Annotated in this window: 13 protein-coding genes and 6 pseudogenes; 7 read left to right on the forward strand and 12 right to left on the reverse strand. The window is 53.2% G+C overall.

The window, feature by feature from the left end:
* Positions 1 to 119 precede the first annotated feature (119 nt).
* The 3 genes and pseudogenes from V6N04_RS19045 to V6N04_RS18125 form a co-directional block, all read left to right on the forward strand.
* Positions 120 to 224, forward strand: a pseudogene (locus V6N04_RS19045) (IS6 family transposase); the annotation flags it as partial.
* 70 nt (positions 225 to 294) lie between these two features.
* Positions 295 to 1,473, forward strand: a complete 1,179-nt coding sequence (locus V6N04_RS18120) for a patatin-like phospholipase family protein (RefSeq protein ID WP_371171600.1) — start codon at positions 295 to 297, stop codon at positions 1,471 to 1,473.
* A gap of 144 nt (positions 1,474 to 1,617) precedes the next feature.
* Positions 1,618 to 2,040, forward strand: a pseudogene (locus V6N04_RS18125) (DDE-type integrase/transposase/recombinase); the annotation flags it as partial.
* 730 nt (positions 2,041 to 2,770) lie between these two features.
* On the opposite strand, the gene V6N04_RS18130 reads toward V6N04_RS18125, so the two are convergent.
* Complete coding sequence (locus tag V6N04_RS18130; protein ID WP_371171601.1) at positions 2,771 to 3,007, reverse strand: hypothetical protein; 237 nt, start codon at positions 3,005 to 3,007, stop codon at positions 2,771 to 2,773.
* 426 nt (positions 3,008 to 3,433) lie between these two features.
* On the opposite strand from V6N04_RS18130, the gene V6N04_RS18135 reads away from it, so the two are divergent.
* Positions 3,434 to 5,707, forward strand: a complete 2,274-nt coding sequence (locus V6N04_RS18135) for a DUF7507 domain-containing protein (protein ID WP_371171602.1) — start codon at positions 3,434 to 3,436, stop codon at positions 5,705 to 5,707.
* A gap of 59 nt (positions 5,708 to 5,766) precedes the next feature.
* Here the strand turns inward: V6N04_RS18135 and V6N04_RS18140 are convergent.
* From V6N04_RS18140 to V6N04_RS18185, 10 genes and pseudogenes are all read right to left on the reverse strand, one after another.
* Positions 5,767 to 6,157, reverse strand: a pseudogene (locus V6N04_RS18140) (helix-turn-helix domain-containing protein); the annotation flags it as partial.
* A gap of 157 nt (positions 6,158 to 6,314) precedes the next feature.
* Positions 6,315 to 6,551 (reverse strand): transposase, encoded by a 237-nt coding sequence (locus tag V6N04_RS18145; RefSeq protein ID WP_371171603.1) that lies wholly within the window; start codon positions 6,549 to 6,551, stop codon positions 6,315 to 6,317.
* A gap of 56 nt (positions 6,552 to 6,607) precedes the next feature.
* Positions 6,608 to 6,972, reverse strand: a pseudogene (locus V6N04_RS18150) (ISKra4 family transposase); the annotation flags it as partial.
* A gap of 263 nt (positions 6,973 to 7,235) precedes the next feature.
* Positions 7,236 to 8,513: an amidohydrolase family protein gene (locus V6N04_RS18155; RefSeq protein ID WP_371171604.1), complete on the reverse strand. Its 1,278-nt coding sequence runs from the start codon at positions 8,511 to 8,513 to the stop codon at positions 7,236 to 7,238.
* Positions 8,513 to 9,457 (reverse strand): ABC transporter permease, encoded by a 945-nt coding sequence (locus V6N04_RS18160; RefSeq protein ID WP_371171605.1) that lies wholly within the window; start codon positions 9,455 to 9,457, stop codon positions 8,513 to 8,515. The genes V6N04_RS18155 and V6N04_RS18160 overlap by 1 nt, the downstream gene beginning before the upstream one ends.
* 2 nt (positions 9,458 to 9,459) lie before the next feature.
* Entirely contained in the window at positions 9,460 to 10,509 is a 1,050-nt protein-coding gene (locus V6N04_RS18165; protein WP_371171606.1) for an ABC transporter permease, read from the reverse strand.
* Positions 10,499 to 12,040 carry an ABC transporter ATP-binding protein gene (locus V6N04_RS18170; RefSeq protein WP_371171607.1) on the reverse strand — a complete coding sequence of 514 codons (1,542 nt, stop codon included), beginning with the start codon at positions 12,038 to 12,040 and terminating at the stop codon, positions 10,499 to 10,501. Before V6N04_RS18170 ends, V6N04_RS18165 begins: the two co-directional genes overlap by 11 nt.
* A 3-nt stretch (positions 12,041 to 12,043) precedes the next feature.
* Positions 12,044 to 13,060 (reverse strand): BMP family protein, encoded by a 1,017-nt coding sequence (locus V6N04_RS18175; protein ID WP_371171608.1) that lies wholly within the window; start codon positions 13,058 to 13,060, stop codon positions 12,044 to 12,046.
* Positions 13,061 to 13,222: 162 nt separating this feature from the next.
* Positions 13,223 to 13,888: a hypothetical protein gene (locus tag V6N04_RS18180; protein ID WP_371171609.1), complete on the reverse strand. Its 666-nt coding sequence runs from the start codon at positions 13,886 to 13,888 to the stop codon at positions 13,223 to 13,225.
* Between the two features lie 369 nt (positions 13,889 to 14,257).
* A pseudogene (locus V6N04_RS18185) lies at positions 14,258 to 14,602 on the reverse strand (helix-turn-helix domain-containing protein); the annotation flags it as partial.
* 52 nt (positions 14,603 to 14,654) lie between these two features.
* Between V6N04_RS18185 and V6N04_RS18190 the strand changes: the two are divergent.
* From V6N04_RS18190 to V6N04_RS18200, 3 genes and pseudogenes are all read left to right on the forward strand, one after another.
* A pseudogene (locus V6N04_RS18190) lies at positions 14,655 to 14,900 on the forward strand (DDE-type integrase/transposase/recombinase); the annotation flags it as partial.
* 186 nt (positions 14,901 to 15,086) lie between these two features.
* Positions 15,087 to 17,096, forward strand: a complete 2,010-nt coding sequence (locus V6N04_RS18195; RefSeq protein WP_371171610.1) for an Ig-like domain-containing protein — start codon at positions 15,087 to 15,089, stop codon at positions 17,094 to 17,096.
* A 302-nt stretch (positions 17,097 to 17,398) separates the two neighbouring features.
* On the forward strand, positions 17,399 to 18,982 hold the full coding sequence (locus tag V6N04_RS18200; RefSeq protein WP_371171611.1) for a gamma-glutamyltransferase family protein: 1,584 nt from the start codon (positions 17,399 to 17,401) through the stop codon (positions 18,980 to 18,982).
* A gap of 233 nt (positions 18,983 to 19,215) precedes the next feature.
* Here the strand turns inward: V6N04_RS18200 and V6N04_RS18205 are convergent, their stop codons facing one another.
* Positions 19,216 to 20,175 (reverse strand): IS630 family transposase, encoded by a 960-nt coding sequence (locus V6N04_RS18205; protein WP_371171612.1) that lies wholly within the window; start codon positions 20,173 to 20,175, stop codon positions 19,216 to 19,218.
* Positions 20,176 to 20,594: the final 419 nt, after the last annotated feature.

The raw sequence follows: 20,594 nt of genomic DNA on the forward strand, positions 1-20,594 counted from the left end.
GACGACACGCTCCCGAATATCCAGTGATAGCGATTTGCCCATGATCCACCTCCAAATATGGTGAATCACAAAATCCGCATCGTCGGAATCCCACCGATTCAGATTTCAAGGACGGCGCTCTAGAAACGATCCGATCCGTCAAACGCGGCCACATCCATTACAAACAACCAGGTGTCCTAGGCGAGATCGCGTTTATTCGCCAGCTATTCCAAGACGCTGCATGATCACTGGCAATACCCCGGCCCGCATGCGATACAATGCGATTAATGCAACAGTCCCATAAACAGAGGCACCATGCTGTTAGGACAAGATAGATCCTCTCGGGTTGCAGTCGTCTTACAGGGCGGCGGTGCCCGGGGTGCATATCAGATTGGCGTATTGCGGGCGATCGCCGATATTGCTGGGTCGCAACAAATCCCGTTTCAACTTGTGTGTGGGGTCTCCGTCGGAGCAATCACTGCTGCGTCAGTTGCAGCCGCTGCGATGGATTTTCAGAAAGGTGTACGGTATCTCGAAACCCTCTGGCGCTCACTTACCTGTGACGACATTTATGATGTTCGCGGATCGCACATGTTGAAGACAGCGGCTCGCTGGGCGGGCGCTTTGGTTTTTGGTCGCGTGGGCCTGAATGCCCCGGCCTCCCTTTTGGACGCCACCCCTTTGGCACAGTTGTTGGGACATGAGTTTCATCCTAGGCAGATTGACCGGGCTCTGCGCTGCAGTGCGCTCCATGCTCTGTGTGTCACGGCGACCAGTTATGAGGAAGGGAAGGCTGTCACTTTTTTTCAGGGGGACGAGGGGATCGCAGAATGGACCCGAGCCAGACGCTATGGTCTGCGCGCGGAAATTACTGCCAAACATTTGTTGGCTTCCGCAGCACTGCCTTTTGCATTCGCCCCTACCAATATCGCGGGTCGTTTCTACGGGGACGGCGCGCTGCGTCAGACGGCGCCGCTTTCTCCGGCCATTCACGCCGGTGCGGACCGTATTCTCGTCATCAGCACCCGAGATCGTTTGCTCCAGCCACCGTCACCGAATGTAGAAACTTCATTACCTACCATAGGCAACCTAGCTGGCCATATGGTTGATATTGTGTTCAATGACAATTTGGATGCAGATCTGGAACGTCTGTGTCGCATCAACGAGATATTGTCCCTGATGTCTTGGCAGGAGCGCCAGAAGACCTCCCTCAAAGTCATTGATCCAATGATCCTGTCACCCTCAACAGACCTGCGGAGGATCGTGATCCGGCATATGCACCGGTGCCCTTCCACCCTTCGGACGCTTCTGGGGCGTTTCGGATTCGAACGTGACGAAGGACGCATGGCAAGCTATCTGTTGTTTGATCCCCGTTATATCGGGGATTTGATTGAGCTTGGTAAAGCAGATGCGATGGCGCGCGCAGAAGATATTCGGGCATTTCTGGCATCTGATTGGGGGGACTGGGGTCGAGTGCGGCTCAGTGCTAAATAGCACGTTAAGAAAATAAGCCACTGAAAAGTATAGATAATTTCCACTGGGCATTCCGAGAGATTCATAAAATATGAGCTGGTTAAATAGTTGATGTTAAAAGACAAAAGTCCTTATAGTGGTTTTCTGCACTGAGCTGCACTCGACCCCAACACGAGCAAGAAGCATCCACAGCATAAGATCTAGCCGTACTTGCTGAGAAATGTGGTGATTGATCGTCCTAACCAAGTCTGGTGCGCAGACATTACCTACATTCCTATGCGGCGGGGCTTCCTTTATCTTGTGGCGATCATGGACTGGTACAGCCGCAAGGTGCTGGCCTGGCGGCTGTCAAACATTATGGACGCCGACTTCTGAGTGGAGGCTTTGAAAGAAGCGCTCGCCAAGCACGGTACGCCAGAAACCTTCAACAGCGACCAGGGCAGCCAGTTCACCAGCGGCGCGTGGATCGACGTGCTGATCAACGCAAAGATCAAGATCAGCATGGACGGCAAAGGTGCGTGGCGCGACAACCGGATGATTGAGCGGCAATGGCGATCACTGAAATACGAATGCGTCTACCTGAACGCCCCCATTCGACCCACGGCATATTGACGCCAGATGAGGCCTATGACAGCAAAACAGAGCCAATGAAATTAGCAGCCTAAATGAAACCCTGATCCATCTTAACAAGGCTGCAAACTGGTCGGAAATCTAGGACCACCTCTGACCTGATGGCCGAATTCAGCCTCTCAAAGGCCACCATCTACCGATATCTCAGCCCAGTCGAAGGAGCAAAGTAAGTTTTTGCAACGGAGCCCATCAGAGATCTGGCATAGCCCTATGTCGCATTACGTACCTTTGTTGGGACAGACCCAATACTAATGTTGTGTTTTTACATCTATTTAGAAAATCATACAGTTATTGTGCAACAACACCGCTATGTTTCCGTTTTTGATGCAATATTGAAAAAGCCGCAAAGAGCTCCGATCAAATGAAGCAGCAGTGTACAGAGAACTGGTTACCAGCAAAACACCGTCAACAGAGAAGACTGCTTAGAGGTCTCCGAAGGCCGTCAATTGTTGCCTCTGTACTATTGCCATTTGTTGCACAAATAGCATTTTCTGGACCCATTGAAATATTAAATGCAACCGGCAGTGATCAAGTTGTAACTGCTCCGGCAGATGCAGAGGGCCTTAGACTTAAACTTTGGGGCGCGGCGGGTGGTCATGAAATAATAACCACGACACAACCCTCGGGGGCAGGAGGATACACTGCCGCAGAATTTGACCACAATGTCGTATCTGGTGGCACCAGTTTTTCAGTAGTGGTTGGCTATGGCGGGAACATAGGTGGTCGTCCTGATGAGTTTCAAACTGAAGCTGGATACATTGCGGGAGCGGGCGGCGGTGGGCCGGCAGCATACGGATTTGGTTCCGGCTCTGGTCACGATCAGGGTGGCGGGCTTAGTGGCGTTTTCACTGGAACCGGGCCGGTAACCGTAACGGATCAGGCCCGAGCCCTTGCCGTTGCAGGCGGAGGCGCGGGAGTAGAACATAGCAGCTCCGGCACAGGAACATTTGCAGGTAATGGCAACACGGCAGGCTCAGGAGGCCAGCCAACAATGCGCGGTTCGACAGATGTCTTCTTTCCAAACGGTAGTTTGTGTGCGACCGGCCCGGCGGCAACCATTTTTTCTTCGGCACATTTTGGTGCGGGCGGTGGCGGCTTCAGCGGCGGTGGAAGAGCTCCCAGTGCTTCGACCTATACCGCAACGTTTATTGACGGATCGGGAACACCGTGTCGTGCCGATATTGCCGGCGCTTTGGGGGGAAGTGGATTTGTCGCATCAAGCGCGATCAGTAGCGTCATCCTGGGGTCACCTAATGGAACAGAATCCCCCCCAAACACGAGTGATAACGACTATGTGAGTGGCATTGGTCAAGGTCGAACAACCCCTGGTGCTGGCGGGAATGGTTTGGCGGTGATTGAGTGGTTGATTCCCGGCATCGGCGTCGTCAAAGGCTCGGTCTTCAATGACGAGGTTGTCGCCGATGGCAACGGCCAGGTCGGTGAGACCATCACCTATACCTACACTGTCTCCAATGAAGGCGACCTCGGCCTCGACACCGTAACGCTGACCGAGACCGGCTTCACCGGTGCGGGCACAATGCCAACACCTGCACTGGTCGCTGTCAGTGACACTGGCGGTGACGGCATCCTGTCAGTCGGCGAAAGCTGGACATACAAGGCCACCTACACGCTGATCGCAGCCGATGTCGCCGCAGACAGTGTTGACAACCAGGCCACCGCCAGCGGCGACACACCCGGTGGTACAACCGTCAGCGATCTCTCTGACAGCTCCAACCCCGCCGATGGCAACGGCACAGGAACGCCTGGGCCGGGTGTTGGCAATGATGAGACCACCACCACAAGTTTCGGATCAAACCCAATCATCGCTAATGATGATACGCTACCCGGTGCCGATGGTGCGGTCGGTGGGACAATTCCAAATATCATCGCCAATGACTTGCTCGGCGGCGTGGCAAACCCGACCATTGGAACGGACGTCACGGTCAACAATTCCGGCACCGCGCAGGACGGAACAACCACGCTTGGTCTGGATGTGATGCCAGCAGCGGGTGGTATCACACTCGATCCGGCAACGGGCATAGTGACTGTTCTGCCCGGCACAACAGGTGGCGTGTACAATTACACTTATGAGATCTGCGAAGCCCTCAACCCGACCAACTGCGATAAGGCAACGGTCGTAATCGAGATAACACCGCTCGAACTGATCTCACGGATCGAGGAAGATCTCGAAGAGATCCTTGAGGAAGATCTGACCAACACATTGACGATGCAAAGTAATCAGATCAGCGGCTACTCAGCCGATGCACTAGATCGTCTTCGCAATCGCGATAGCTGTCTTGCGAGAGTGAACGCACTCCTCGAACAAGAAAACATATTGTTCAACGTAGACAGCGCACTCATCAGGCCTGAAAGTGAGCGTACGCTTGATGACATTGCGCTCCTTCTTGGCGGCTGTCCCAGGAGTGCTTTTGAGATTTCCGGTCACACGGACAGTGATGCCTCTGATGCCTACAATCTTGATCTGAGCCAACGCCGCGCCGAAGCTGTTCTTCGTGCTCTGACGGCGCGTGATGTCGATACCACTGGGTATGTTGCGCGCGGTTATGGCAAACGTCAGCCCATTGCAAGCAATGCGACAGAGGCGGGGAAAGCGCATAACCGTCGTGTGGAGTTTCGTGCCCTGACTGACGAGGACGACTATCACGGACCTTGTGAAGAAAGCTTCAGTCTCGTGCGGGCCTTCGATGCACACGCCAATGATGATGGTGCAAATGCCGACGGCCATTTCCTGAGAAATGAGCACGACTGTATCACTGACCGCCGTGAAGTCTTTGAAGGGTCGCTGAGCTTCTCTGATACCAATCAGGGGCAGACACAGACAGCGATCAACCTGTCTTACCGTCGTGAGCAGTACCGAGGCAGCGACAGTGTCTTTGGGTATTTTGTCGGTCTCTACGCGTCACAGTCAGACGTCTCAAGTAGAGCCACTGGTGAAGTTCGTGGTCTGGGTGTGAATGCCGGTATCTACGGAGCCAACCGCCTGCATCAAGAATTGTTCCTCGACTACTATCTGGGCGCGGCGACTGGTCGGCATGAGTTCGATCTCGCCTTCGACCGCAGCATTGGCACGATCACCGCTACCGGCGACTATCGTTATGTTGCAGGGTTTGCGGGGGCTGCGCTTTCCGGCGAGCTAAAATTTGGCGAGACCACACTCACACCTCGTGTCGGATTTGACTATGTCTATACCCCTGGCGCAGATGTAGACGTTCTGGCCCAGATCGGTGTATTGTCAGAAGCCGGTGATCTCGACCTAGATGCCATCTCTGGCGGACGTATCTTTGCAGAGATACGAACCGATCAATTGATTTGGAACGACACAGCGAATATCTGGTTCAACCCGCGCATCTCCTGCTATCAGTCCTTAGGCAGCCTCGACGGTGTCTGCGGGTTTGGCGGGTCCATCGGAGTTGAAAGTACCGATGAAGACAGCGATCTGACATACTCACTCGGGCTTAATGGCGAATGGGGCAGTGATCACTTCCTCGGGTCTCTTACTGCAAGAGCCAGCCGTCAGCTTGGTCGAAGTACCCTGAGCGGTGACGCGGGCCTCAATGCGGACGGAAACGTCACCATGGGGGCGAACTTCCAGATGGACTACTGACAAGCTTCTCTGAAGGGGACTGTTGCACTAATCGATTGAGTACCCACACACGACCCCTATTTGACAGCCAGTTCGCGCGTGCTCAGCGCCTCGTGTTCCAGCGCAAACACGATGAGATCGTCACGACGATCGTCAGGGATGCGGTTCCAGACGGATTTGGGGCACGGAGATTTGTCAGCCAGCCGGTCAAAGCCGCCTTCGAGATATAAATCATACCAGCGGTAGAATGTGGTGCGTGGAATGCCCAGCATGTCGAGGGTCTGCTTGGTCGGCAGATGGGACCCCTCGACCGTGCGGATGATTTCAAGCTTCTCTGATGCGGCCCTGCCGGGACATTGCTGCGCAATGCCCTGCCGGGTAACAGATATCTCATTCCTGATCCTCCCCAACCCCTGTCATGCTTTTTTTGAGAAGCCGGTTCTCAAGCGTCAGGTCGGCCACGCATTGCTGCTTCCGGATTTCTTGTTCATCTTCACTCCATGAAGGTTACGATGAACCAGAAATCCTCCCTTACGAAAACCTCAATTCTGTCCCAAAAGCGCTGACGTCAGACATACAACAACCAGCGATACCACGAGAGCCTGAACAACGTCACACCGGCCGACGTCTACTTCGGCCGCGATAAAGCCGCTCTGATGTCCCAATTTATCTGACGACGGACAGGATCACGCAACCATTTGTGGATCAGGTTGGCGTTCATCGCATATCGCCGCGCGACCCGCGCTACTGATACCCCCGGCGCGCATGTCTGCGCGCAGATCGACACCTTCTCCTCATCCGACCAGAACCGCTTCTTTTGACCCTTCTTACCCGCCATATCTGCCCTCAAGATGTCCACTATCATTGGCGGACACTATCAACACACTCTATGACGCGTCAGACCAGTGAGGCCGGACGCTTACGCATCTGCTGTTTCTTGCCAAAGCGCTTTCCAACGACCGTGTTGACGGTGCTCTCGACAATGCCGGTAGAGACGCGCTCGCCGTATCACCGCCGTTCGGCATCATATCCTTGTTGTTAACAATGTAAGTTTCGAACTCGGCAGCGGTTTTGCGCAGGGCCTTGATGCTGGCGTAATCTGTCTCAACCTCGTCGAGATCGACGACGAGATCTTCGATCACCAATTGGCCGTCATGCAAATTCCCATGCCACAGGAAGCCTTTGATCTGGCGAAGCAACCTGGCCAGCTTCTCGCCATCCTCCTCGTTATGGTGGGCCAGGCCTTTGACATATTGCTGCATCACAGTGATCCGCATGGTGATATGTGTTGTGACCTGCAAACATAATCGGCTCGACCTGCAATCATCGCGATTTTCGGCCCGAATTATTCGCGTCTAACTTCGTCCCGCTCCTTACCAGTTCATGCGCCGTGCAGCGAAGGTCGGGAATGCCTTACCCCTGCGTCCCGTCGACCATGAACAACCAATCGTGGTTTGTCTGGCTACCATGCCACCAACTAAGGATTGCAGGCTGTCCTGTATCCGATCCCGCAATCGATATCGATTTGGTGCAAGAACCGAGGAGTGGATCAGCAAATACAGTGCCGTCTACGGATTTTCGTCGGGCGACCATCAAGAGACATGGTCGCATCCGCTCGTGGTGTTTGGCTGATCACACGCCCATTCGCGATGACACACAGCCGGGTCGCACGCAGCCTGAGTGCTTCGATGGTGTCCGACGCATCAAGAACCAACAACGACGCCTTAGCACCGACGTGAAGGCCGTAATCGGTTAGCCCCATCGTTTTGGCGTTGTTTGTTGTCACCATATCAAAGCACGTTCGCATCTCATCTGGGCTGGTCATCTGCGCCACATGCAGCCCCATAAAGGCGACATCAAGCATGTCAGCCGTGCCGAAGGAATACCAAGGGTCAAGCACACAGTCTTGCCCCCAACCAACGTTGATGCCCATTGCCAGCAGTTCTTTGACGCGTGTTAGTCCTCGTCGTTTTGGATATGTGTCGTGGCGACCCTGCAAAACGATATTGATCAGAGGGTTAGGGATCACGTTTATCTCTGCTTCTGCGATCATTGGCAGCAGTTTGGAGACATAGTAGTTGTCCATCGAATGCATAGAGGTCAGGTGTGACCCCGCGACACGACCATTCAGACCCAAACGCTGCGTCTCGCTGGCTAAGGTTTCGATATGCCGGGAGAGCGGATCGTCGGTTTCGTCACAATGCATGTCAACTTGCAAACCCCGATCAGCAGCAATCTGGCACAGCTCTTTCACCGACGCTGTTCCGTCAGCCATCGTACGTTCGAAATGTGGGATGCCCCCGACCACATCAACACCCATGTCCAAAGCCCGGATGGTGTTCTCGCGAGCTGTTGGATCGCGATAGAATCCGTCTTGTGGAAAGGCAACAAGCTGTAAGTCGATATAGTCCTTAACCTGCTCTCGGACGTCAAGCAGAGCTTCGACACCCAATAAGCGATCATCGCAAGTATCAACATGGCTGCGGATCGCCAAAAGCCCCATGCTTGCCGCCCAGTCACAATAGTCCAGAGCACGGTTCACAACGTCATCTTGTGTCATGACCTGCCTAAGCTCACCCCAAAGCCCGATCCCTTCAAGAAGTGTCCCAGACGCGTTTACGCGGGGCAATCCGTAAGACAATGTCGCATCCATGTGAAAATGCGGATCGACAAAGGGCGGGCTGATAAGGTCGCCTGTTGCATCGATAGTGTCTTTCGTTTCCGCATCGCCGAGTTGTTCGATTGCAGAGATGCGATCGCCTTTGATGCCGATATCCAATACACGCCCATCCGGCAAAACACCGCTTTTGACGATAAGATCAAACATCAGCGTTCTCCTTTATTGAATGGAACCATCAAGGCCGCGGGGACTTCAGCACGGCGCGACATCACTATTAGCGCGAGTATGGAAAGGATGTAGGGCATCATCAAGAAGACCTGATAGGGAATTTCAGAACCGAAACTAGTTTGCTGCACTCGAATTTGTAGCGCATCAAAGGCGGCAAATAAAACCGCCCCCAGCAGTGCTTTGCCCGGTCTCCACGAACCGAAAACAACAAGAGCAATACAAATCCACCCTCGGCCATTAACCATTTCGAAGAAGAAGCTGTCAAACGCAGACATGGTCAAGAAAGCCCCGCCCATTGCCATCAAGCCACTGCCAAAAGTAACTGCGCCCATACGGATCGCGTTGACTGACAAACCTTGCGCCTCGACTGCGGCCGGGTTTTCGCCGGCAGCACGAATGGCAAGGCCAAGTGGCGTGCGGTAAAGAACCAACGACACCAACAGCACCATAGCAAATGCCAGATAGGTAAATGGCGTTTGCGAAAACAGCGCCGGGCCAAGCAACGGGATATCTGATAAAACCGGTATCTCGAAGGATTGGAACGCTTCGATTTTTGGCGGGCGGGTGACTTCCGGCAATGCAACACGGTAAGCGTAGTAGGTCGAGGACGTCGCCAACAGCGTGATGCCAAGACCAACAACGTGCTGTGACAAGCCAAACGGCACTGTAAGTACACTATGGACGAACCCGAACAGCATCCCGGCCAACATCGCGATGCACACGCCAGACCAAAGCCCCATTCCAGAATAAACCGCCATCCAGCCCGCGAATGCGCCGACGACCATTATGCCCTCGATCCCTAAGTTCAACACACCTGCGCGTTCACAAACCAATTCACCAAGCGTGGCAAAGATCAGCGGGCTGGCAATCCGTATTGCAGCGGCCCAAAAGCTTGCGGTGAATAGGATATCAAGGATCTCCATTCTTAGTCCCTTACCACGCGAAATTTGGTCAGCATGATCGCCAAAACCATAAGAAGAAGAGCCGTTGCAAGCATAATATCAGCCAGATAAGTCGGCACATCTGCGGCCCGGCTCATGCTATCTGCCCCCACAAAGATGCCCGCAACGAAGAGCGCGGCAATGATCACACCAAGCGGATTAAGCAAGGCAAGCATCGCAACGATGATACCGGTGTAGCCAAAGCCCGGAGACAGATCGAGCGTCAGGCTGCCCTTCAGCCCCGCAACTTCTGAAAACCCAGCAAGTGCTGCAAGGCCGCCGGACAGAAGCGCTGTTTTAACCAACACGCGCTTTACAGGGATACCAGCAAAACCTGCGGCTTCCTTGTTCAATCCAACCGCGCGCATCTCATAGCCAAGTGTGCTGCGGGCTTGAACAACCCACACAACCAAAGCTGAAAGGATCGCTATCCCAAAGCCCCAGTGTAGGCGTAGATCCTCAACTATGCGCGGCAGGCGCACCTCAGGAATAACACGCGCTGACTTCGGCCAACCCATGCCCATGGGATCCTTTATGGGCCCCTCTAACAGCATCGAGATAAAGAGAAGGAATATGAAGTTGAACAGCAACGTTGTGACGACTTCATCAACGCCAAAACGCGTTTTGAGCAATGCTGGGATCAGCAACAAAACCGCTCCGGCGAGGATCGCCAACAAGGCAATTGTGGGCAATAGCAAGAAGCCGGGCCACTGTAGTTGGCCCGTACCCAGCAAAACAGTGATAAGCGCGCCCGCGTAAAGCTGCGCCTCCGCACCGATGTTCCAAAACTTGGCGCGAAACGCGACCGCAACGGCAAGGCCTGTAAAAATCAAAGGGGTCGCTCGATTCAAGGTCTCAAGAATGGCAAACTTCGAGCCAAATGCCCCGCTTAGGATCAACCCGAACACAGAAAACGGATTTGCACCAGCAATCATGGCCAACAAAGAGGCAATGACCACAGTTGCGATCAAAGCGATCGCAGGCGGCAACAACTTACGAACAACAGACGGGTTTTTGATTGGTTCAAGACGCATGTGATGCCTCGTGCTCAAACCCTTGACCAGCCATCCAAATCCCGAGCTCCGCGGGTGTCATCTCACCTCGGCCAAAACCCGGTGACAATCTGCCATCAGCGATCACATGAATCACGTCTGCCAACGACATGATCTCGTCCAAGTCTTCCGAAATCAGCAACAACGCTGCTCCGCGATCCCGCGCCTCTAGCAATTGGCTATGCACATAGTTGACTGCTCCGATATCAAGCCCCCGCACGGGTTGGTTGGCCAAAATAATCTGTGGATTGGCTTCCAACACGCGGCCAAGGATCAGCTTTTGCATGTTGCCACCGGACAGCAGACGAATTGCTGTGCCTGCACCGGGGCAACGCACATCGTATTTGTCTATTATTCCATCAGCGAACTTGCGTGAGTTTCGCCAGTTAAGCCAGCCACGTTTGCTAAACGGCTTGCTGCTGTAACGCTCCAAGATCGCGTTTTCTGTCAGATCAAAGTCAGAGATCGTACCGATTTTGTGCCGGTCCTCGGGAATGCGCGCAATGCCGCCTTGAACAGCATCTCGCGGGGTCCACCTTTGAACGGGCTGGTTGTCCAGCAGGACTTGGCCGTCTTTGGGGTGGTGCAACCCTCCAACAACATCTGCGATCGCTGACTGTCCATTGCCCGAAACACCAGCCAAACCAATAATCTGACCCGCCCTCAGCGCAAGCGACACGGACTTCAAGCCCGGTGTGCTACCGATACTAGGCGTCGAGACTTTTTTAAGTTCCAGCCGCGCTGGACCGGGATTGGATGGCGATACATCAGGTGGTGTTGCCTCGATTCCCATCATCATTGCGGCCAAAGCGTGCTTGTCGGTATCTTTCGTGTCCGCCGACCCAGTTAGCTTGCCATGTCTAAGCACCACAACACGGTCGGCAATCGCCATCACTTCGTGCAGTTTGTGCGAGATGAAAATGATCGAAAGCCCACTCGCGATTGCTTGTCTAAGCGTGGCGAAAAGATCATCAGTTTCTTGCGGAGTAAGCACCGCCGTCGGTTCATCCAGAATTAAGATGCGCACATCACGATAGAGCGCCTTAAGGATTTCAACGCGCTGACGTTCGCCCACACTAAGGCTGCCAACTCGAACGTCCGGGGACACAACCAAGTGAAATTTCTCGGACAACTCAACAATCCGAACTCGCTCTGCGGCCTTATTCAAACTTGGACTGAGAAGAGATCTGACACCGAGCGTAATATTGTCCTGAACTGTCAGATTATCGGCCAAGGTAAAGTGCTGATGCACCATTCCAACCCCAGAATCCAACGCTGCCCTCGAATTTCCGGGGGGCAAAGCATTTCCAAACACTTCTACTGTTCCGGCGTCAGCTGTGTACTGACCGAACAGAATGTTCATAAGGGTTGTCTTGCCCGCCCCGTTTTCGCCAAGCAGAGCGACAACTTCACCTTCATTCACAGAGAAGCCCACCGCGTCATTTGCGGTCAACTCTCCAAATCGCTTGGTGATGGCGTTGAGGCGAAGCGCCTCTACCGGCTTCTCATGCATGCATTACTCAGACGACTTTGGTTCGTCGTCGTTAATGATCACATTAAAGGCCCCTGACTTTATCTCGGCCTCGCGAGCTGCAACCAGCTCCATTGCCGCTTCAGGTACTTTTCCTTCGAACGTTCCCAGCGGAGCAAGCGATGTCCCACCTTGGTTCAAGAACGAATACACTCCGTAATCCGCAGCCATAAAGCTGCTAGCTTGCACTTCCTCGATGGCCTTATCCAAGGTTGGCTCAAAGTGCCAAATAGCCGAGGCGACTACTGTGTCGGGATATTCAGCTTGTGTGTCGATCACGTTGCCGATTGCCAAAGTGCCTTTTTCCTTGGCGGCATCAGACACGCCAAAACGCTCTGCATAAAGCACATCAGCGCCGTTTTCGATCATCGCGAATGCAGTCTCCTTCGCCTTGGGTGGATCAAACCAGCTTCCAATGAAACTAACCTGAAACTTGATGCCGGGGTTCATTTCAGATGCGCCTGCCATGAAGGCATGCATAAGACGATTAACCTCCGGGATCGGGAACCCGCCGACCATGCCGATATTTCCGGATTTTGTCATCGCACCCGCAATGATGCCCGACAGATAAGAGGCATCTTGGATATAGTTATCAAACACCGCAAAATTTGGCAGCGCTGGATCTTCTTTAAAGCTTGAGCCCATAAGAAACGCGATGTCGGGATATTCAGCGGCAACTTCGCGCGCTTCTTGTTCTGCGCCAAAGACTTCACCGATAATCAACTTGTTCCCGGCTTCCGCATATTCTCGAAGGACCCGGGCATAGTCGGTGTTACTAACGTTCTCAGAAAACGAGTAAGAAATATCGCCGCGATCTTGGGCCGTCAGCGCTGCTTTATGAATGCGGCTCACCCATTGTTGCTCGACCGGAACTGTATAGATGCCCGCTGTTTTGATCGGTTCGGCCGCAATGGCCTGATTAACTCCTAGCGTGCCAAGCAAAAGCGAAGATGCAGCGGCAGTTGTCAAAAGACGACGAGTAATATGTGTTGGTTGATTCATTTTTAGCCCCCCAGTGTTGGCATACAGTAACAGTGTTTTTTACCAACTGGTCAAGAAATAAATCCGACTTGACCCATTTGGTGGTCAACTCTGCCAGTGGCGAACATCCGTACGCGTCAGGCATAGAGCGGCGAGGGAAAGCTATAGCCACGTACAGAACTATCATTCGGCCTGTCTGTGCACCCAGGTTGCGACGGCTTGCACAGCCTCAGATACCACCTCATTCGAAGCATCGGCACCGCCCGAGTGCTCAAACCCGTGGTTGGCACCCTGGATAGGGCGAACAACGACGTTTGGCGCTGCCTCAAGCGGATCAATCAATTCTGGCCTGAATGATGGGTCCTGGGTAGCAATGACAACAATAGATGTATGGTTTTGCGCAAGAAGCTGGCCTAGTAGTGGTGTTCCAATCAAACTGAGTGTCAACCAAACCGCGCGTACGCAGTCGGTTTGAAAGGTTCGCTCGGAGAGTGCCGCTCCCATCGAAACAGTTCCAAGCGATTTTCCAATAATCCAGACACGTTGATAGTGTTTGAAACCCACAAGGTTTCCAATAATGTCGCAGCCGTCAGTTGCGATCTGAGCGAACTGTGTATCATCATCTGCGTCGAGAAATCTTGTGTCGCCCGAATAGCCGAAAATCAAACGGGCAATATCGCATCCGCGATCTTGAAATATCCCTGTGATACCACTGAGTAGAGGACGCTCACATCCGTAGCGGAGTCCCGGCAAGATCACCGCTAATTCGGAACCAGCCACATCGTCAAACCGGGCCTGTACATGCCGCCCATGCCCGGATGTCAGCGGAATCGTAATTGACTGCATCATGTCGTTACCTCTGCACAGTCACTTTAACCGAAATCGATGTTACTGGCACCAAAGTACGCAACTGCAATCTCGCACGGTTTCAGCCCAGTAATCTGGCTCGAAATACCGGTTTCGGGTAATTAGGAGTTGTCGTTCGCAATGGCAGAGAGGCGACAGCCTACGGAATACATTTAATAGGCCAGACCAAAGTGGCCCAGATCTACAAGAAGACTGGCAACTGCATATTCTCAGCCCCCTGCCGATTGAATCTCAGTTTGGTTGCCGCGTGATCCTAGTGGGATGGTCAGCAAGTCTGCCTTTGTAGAGCGACGTATTCTCAACCATTCTACGGAAAGCCATGCACAGGTATGAGCGTTGTACTTATAGGGTAAGGCCGTTGCGCTTGAGAATGCGGTAGACCCCGGCATCTGAGATCCTGATGCCGTGATAGCGCGCCAAATACCAGACGATCCTGATTGGCCCGAGGTGGTACTTGCGGCGCAGATACAGAACCTTCTCGACGATCTCAGCTGGTGTTTGATTGGCAGGATTCTTGGGGATTGATTTGGCGTTCTTCAAGCCAGCTTCACCATGCTTTTGGTATGCATCACGCCATCCATAAAAACTGGACCTGCCGATCCCAAAATACCTGCAGGCTTTACGGGCATTGCCGATCTTCTCGGCGGGTTGGAGCACTTTAAGTTTGCGTTGAATGTCGCGTTCTTCGTTCGTCATGAATATTTCCTCCATCCCAAATCAGGGAATTTACAGGAAGTGTCCCGGGAGTCCGTACATATCTACAATACGTCACATCGACCGCAAATAGCGCAACAACCGGATCGAAAGTGATCACGCTGCTATGAAGCGGCTCCTTGGATATCGGCAGAGCTTCCGGTCCTTGCAAACCGCCAAAGCAGCCCTGAGCGGACTAGAAACGATCCGATCCATCAAACGCGGCCACATCCATTACAAACAACCAGGTGTCCTAGGCGAGATCGCGTTTATTCGCCAGCTATTCCAAGACGCTGCATGATCACTGGCAATGCCCCGGCCCGCATGCGATACAATGCGATTAATGCAACAGTCCCATTGTGATTGGTTGGATACAGTTTGCCAAAAATTTGGACGCCCTGTTAGAGAGATTTGTGAACTTGGCCAGCTCGGTTTACGACTTTGGCGACGGCAGGACCGCAAAAAGTTGAAATCGGAAAGAGTGTTCATGTTCTACCAGCTTACTAATCCATCCATGTTTAACATGAGATTCTTTCTTCAAGTATTAGCGACCGTAATTGTCATTGTACTTTCGAGCGGGCCGTCGCAAGCTCTGACAAGCAGTGTAAGTTGCCCAGGGACTTCTTTTAGTTTGAATACAAGTATTGCAGTCGATACTTCATCCGCAACATGCGCAGTCGGGACCTCTACGCCAGACCCTGTTTCTGGATACAAAATTTTTCTGGGCTACAGGGTTTCTGGAACAACGATCACCCAGACTCTAGTGTCGTTCCAGATGTTCGACGGCGGCTCCGTCGTGCCTCCGAACTCAACTGCAATTGGTTGCTCGGGCTCTCCGGCGACGACTGTTCTGGGAAGTAGCTTTTTGTCGCTTTACCCTGGGGGTGCCCAATCTATCAACTGTTCAGTAAATTACACTGATATCGCAGGTAGGGTGGTATCGCAAAGCCTGTCATTCGACAGGCCAGCAGATGGTTTAATCCCTTCAACTTTATCTGCGTCCACCGCCTTTGTCAGCGTGTCGCCGGAAATTGCTATTTCCAGGGTGCCAAGTTCCATTAGCGGTCCGTTCACGGCAACGTTCGCCTTTGATGAAGCTGTGACCGGTTTTGACCTATCGGACATTCTGATCGGAAATGGTGTTGCTTCCAACTTTGCTGGTGGAGGTGCTGTATACACGGCAACAATTACACCAATAACAGCGGGTACGGTCACGATCGATGTCCCTGCTGGTGCAGCTCAAAACAGCGCAAGTCAGAACAGCATTGCAGCGCCGCAAGTAAGCACTAGTTTCGATAGTTCGATACCAAGTGTTGTTTTGTCTGGGCTGACTAGTCCAGTTACCACAACGCAGACCGTTACTGCCCGTTTCAGCGAGGATGTTGTAGGATTTGAGGCCTCAGACGTTAACTTGATGAATATAGCACTCAGCGGTTTCACTCAAATTGATGCACGCACGTACACATTTAGTTTATCCCCGACTGGTGGTGCACAGGTCAGCGTCAATATCCCGGCTGGGGCCGCCCAAGACTTGGCGGGCAACCTAACTACAGCGTCGAACACACTGGCGGCCACAAATCCAGTTGTAGAAGATACTTCCCGTCTAATAGGGGAATTTTTGTATAATCGAGCGAATAGTCTCATTGCATCACAACCTCGACTGACGAGATTCTTGACTGCAGGCACGGGTCACTTCAATGCGACTGTTACTCGAGAGTTGCAGTCTGTAGATCTCGCGACGAATCCGGATTTCCCGATTTGGTTTGAATTGACAGGTTCCCGTTCGGAGAGTGGATCTACAGAAAGCCACTACGTGCTGGGAACTATTGGTGCCCACAAGAGAATTTCGAGCAACTTCTTGGTCGGAGCCATGCTGCAAGTTGACGATGCTCGCGACCAGAATAGCGCATCGGAAGTTGATGGTTCCGGCTGGTTATTCGGACCGTATGTGGTCGCCCGTCACGCAGCCCAACCGCTGTACTTTGAAGGACGCCTGCTTTACGGTCGAACCAGTAATGAAATTTCGCCATTTGGGACCTACACAGATGAATTTGACACTGAGCGTTGGCTGGCTCAGGTTCGTGTCACTGGGGAGATTAAAGGGCCTGGAATTAGTTATTTGCCTCATTTTGATGTGTCCCAATTGTCCGAAAGGCAAGATTCCTACACTGATAGCCTCGACAATCTCATTCCGAAGCAGAGTATTGATTTGACAAATGTCGAATTTGGCATAGATGTTTCTGTTCCACTGAACGCCTCTCGCGGTAAGTCCGAATTGACTGCTGGAGTAACAGGTATCTGGTCCAAAGTTAGCAGCGATTCCAGTGTGATTGACGTTACGACGGAATTTGAGGGTGGTCGTGCCAGGTTAGATCTGGGTTTTAATCATAACAACAGAAATGGCACGACTTTTGTTGTAGGTGGGTACTACGATGGAATCGGTGCAAACGACTACGAAGCGTATGGCGGAAATTTGCGTCTTGAAATCAGATTCTAGGTTCGAGCGCAAAACTTGAGTCATGGAATTCACATCTTGGCTGACTTGTGATTCATCCTTTTCAGGAGGATGTTTTTGGGGACTGTTATATTATGTCTGTCGTCAAATAAAATGGGACATGAGAGCGGTTTGAGCAATGGAGGCTCTGACTCATCTAAGAGCACCTTATAAATCTGAAGCGACAGATAAAAAACCTTGCTGCTGCTTTGGAAAGCAAGCTATCAAAAAAGCGTCGAAAGATAAAATCTGTACCCGGCAGTAATAGCCTTCATGCGTTAACCTTTTATATGGGTGCATCACGAATGTATGACTTCTTCTCTAACACCCGCCCGGTGACTATGGCCCGCGACGCTGCGGTCGCCACGTCACATCATTTGGCCACACAGGCAGGGTTGGAGGTTCTGACACAGGGCGGTAATGCCGTGGATGCAGCTCTTGCGGCTGTCGTCGTACAATGCGTTGTCGAGGCCCACATGACCGGCATCGGAGGCGACTGTTTTGTCCTTTATGCCCCGGTAGGAAAACCTGTTGTCGCGCTGAACGGATCGGGTTTTGCGCCCAAGGCTGCTTCGGTTGGCTGGTTCTCCGAGCAGGGCGTCAGCGAGATATCCCAGACTAGCCCTCATGCCGTGACTGTACCGGGCGCAGTGTCGGCTTGGTGCCGGCTGCATAGCGATTATGGACACCTTCCCTTGGCGCAGATTTTTACCCGCGCGATTGATTATGCCGAAAACGGCTATCCGATAACGCGACGCGTAGCGCAAGATTGGACACTGGAAACATCTTTGCTGGCGAACAGCAGCGGCGCAGAAGAAGTCTTTTTAACCGAGGGAAAGACACCCGAAGCCGGCCAACGTCATGTCCAGCCGAAACTGGGCCAGCGCCTGCGCGAAATCGCACAATCGGGCGCACAGGCATTTTATCAAGGCGAGGTGGCGCAACGGCTTGTCAGTTACCTGAATGATCTGGGCGGGTTACATACCCTGGATGACTTTGCCCATGGTGAAACCGCAGCCAATTATGTTACACCGATCGAAACACAATACAGAGGCGTCGATATTTTGGAATGCCCGCCGAATGGTCAAGGGGTGGCGGCGCTTTTGATCCTCAACATCTTATCGCATTTCGACATGGGCAAGGAACTGTCTTTGGCCGACCGGCATCACCTGCACGCGGAGGCAACCAAACTTGCCTACTACCACCGCGACGCGCTACTGGCCGATCCGGTGAAATGCTGCGATCTTGTGCGGAATCTGTTGTCGCCAAACACCTCTAAGATACTTGCCGGACGTATTGATCTGGCGCGCACCATCCAGCCGACGCTGTGGACCGAACCAGAGCACAAGGACACGGTCTATCTGTGTGTCGTTGATTCCGAGGGAAATGCGATCTCTTTCATCAACTCTATTTTTCACGGGTTTGGATCTGGCCATTTAGAGCCAGTGACTGGCGTTTTGCTGCATTCGCGTGGTTCCTCTTTCCGCCTGATCGAAGGGCACCCCAATGCAATCGGTCCGCGCAAACGACCGTTGCATACGATCATTCCGGGTATGTTGCGGCTGAAACACGGCGGTTATGCCCCGTTTGGAGTGATGGGCGGGCACTATCAGGCTGCAGGGCATGGGGCGTTCGTATCCGCGCTTTGCGATCTTGAGATGGACCCGCAAGAAGCGCTTGACCTGCCGCGCAGTTTTGCCATCAATGGCGAACTGGAGGTTGAACAGGGCCTGGGCGAAGACGTCATTGCCGATCTGGCTGCACGAGGACATCAGATCAAACGCCGCGAGATACCGCTTGGGGGTGGACAGGCGATTATACGTGACACAAACGGTGTGCTACTGGCGGGATCTGACACACGCAAGGACGGGTGCGCGTTGGGGTATTGAGGGGTCCCCCTGGTTTTACAATGAGTTTCTGGGCTGTCCTGAAGGAACTGTTGCATTAACTCTTGTTGTCGGCCAGGTTTTGACTTTTGAGGTTCACCATGCCGCGCCAGTCACCGTTCAAACATCATCGCTTTCGGCGTGAGATCATTCTCTGTGCTGTCCGGTGGTGTCCGTCGTCAGATAAATTGTGACAGCTGAGCGTTTTTAATAGGAGGCTCTAGAGCCTCGGACACTTATTCTGCAACGTATTTTGCAGCGTTGAAGTAGGCTGTGCATTCGTGATCCGGGTATAGATCGCAGATATCTCCGACGGCGTTTGTCAGAGCTTCGAAGGTTCGCACGGCCAAACGTCTGAGATGGGCTTTGAGCTTGGAGAACGCCATTTCAATCGGGTTCAGGTCCGGGCTGTATGGCGGCAGAAAGAGCAGCCAGTTGCCTTGTGATTTCAGAACCTCTTGCGCATGGGCCGATTTGTGAGAAGACAGGTTGTCGGCAATCACCACGTCGCCAGGGAGCAGCACAGGGGCAAGCTGGGTTTCGACATAGGCGTCGAAGGTGGCACGGTTCATCGGGCCGTCCAAGAGCCAAGGCGCGGTCAGTTCATCAACACGCAGACCGGCAATGAAGGTTTGCGTGCGCCAGTGACCAAAGGGCGCGTCGGCCTCCAGTCGTGCACCGCACGGCGCGAGCCCGCGCAGCCGTGTCATCTTGGTCGTGACAGCTGTTTCATCAATAAAGACCAGCCGGTGCGGCTCAAGGCGCATCCTCGGCATCCGCCGGTACTGCCACTCGAAACGCGCGGCCCGCACCCGCTTGCGCCGCCGTTCCGTCGCAATCAGGGATTTTTTATATGTGAAGCCCAGTCGGTGCCGGACAAAACGCGACAGCTCCGCCGGTGCGGCCCGCATCCCATGCGACTGCCATAGGGCCTCGGCCAGTTCTGGCATCGTCATGTCCGGCCTCTGCTCGATCCGGGCCTTCAGGAAACCGCCGAAGCGTTCGAGCCCCCTGCTCCCTAAAGGACGCACGCGCCTGCCCGGTGCAACCGTGCCGAGTTGCCGGTAACGCTGCCGGATCCGCACCGCGCTTGCAGCTGAAATCCGGAACCGACGCGCCGCCTCGTGACAAGAGTGACCTTCTTCAATGAATGCGAGAACCCGTTCGCGAAGATCCAATGATAGTGATTTGCCCATGATCCACCTCCAAATATGGTGAATCACAGATCACAACGTATGGGAATCCTCTCGATTCAGATTTCAAGGACGGCGCTCTAGCCGTGAGATTTCACAATACACCGGATCCGGATTATCTCAATATGTCACTCGAAGACTTGCCCTATCCGGACGAAGACGTCTGATTATCGCCCTGATAGATTGGTACATTACAAATCGCTTGCTATGTGAAAGCCACGAGCTGTGACCTCGACACCAACTCTGGAAACTGAACGGCTAGTCCTACGCAAACCAACGATGGGTGATTGGCCGGAGTATTTTGAGTATCCACGCCCTGGTTCCAACCCACCGACTTCCAGTCGGTTCTGCTTCAGCGTGAAAGAATCGTCTTATGATCATACCCTGTAGAAAATGAGCCGCAGCCGGGTCGTAGGCTCATT

The organism is Aliiroseovarius conchicola, from assembly GCF_041403445.1.
Classification (GTDB): Bacteria; Pseudomonadota; Alphaproteobacteria; order Rhodobacterales; family Rhodobacteraceae; genus Aliiroseovarius; species Aliiroseovarius conchicola.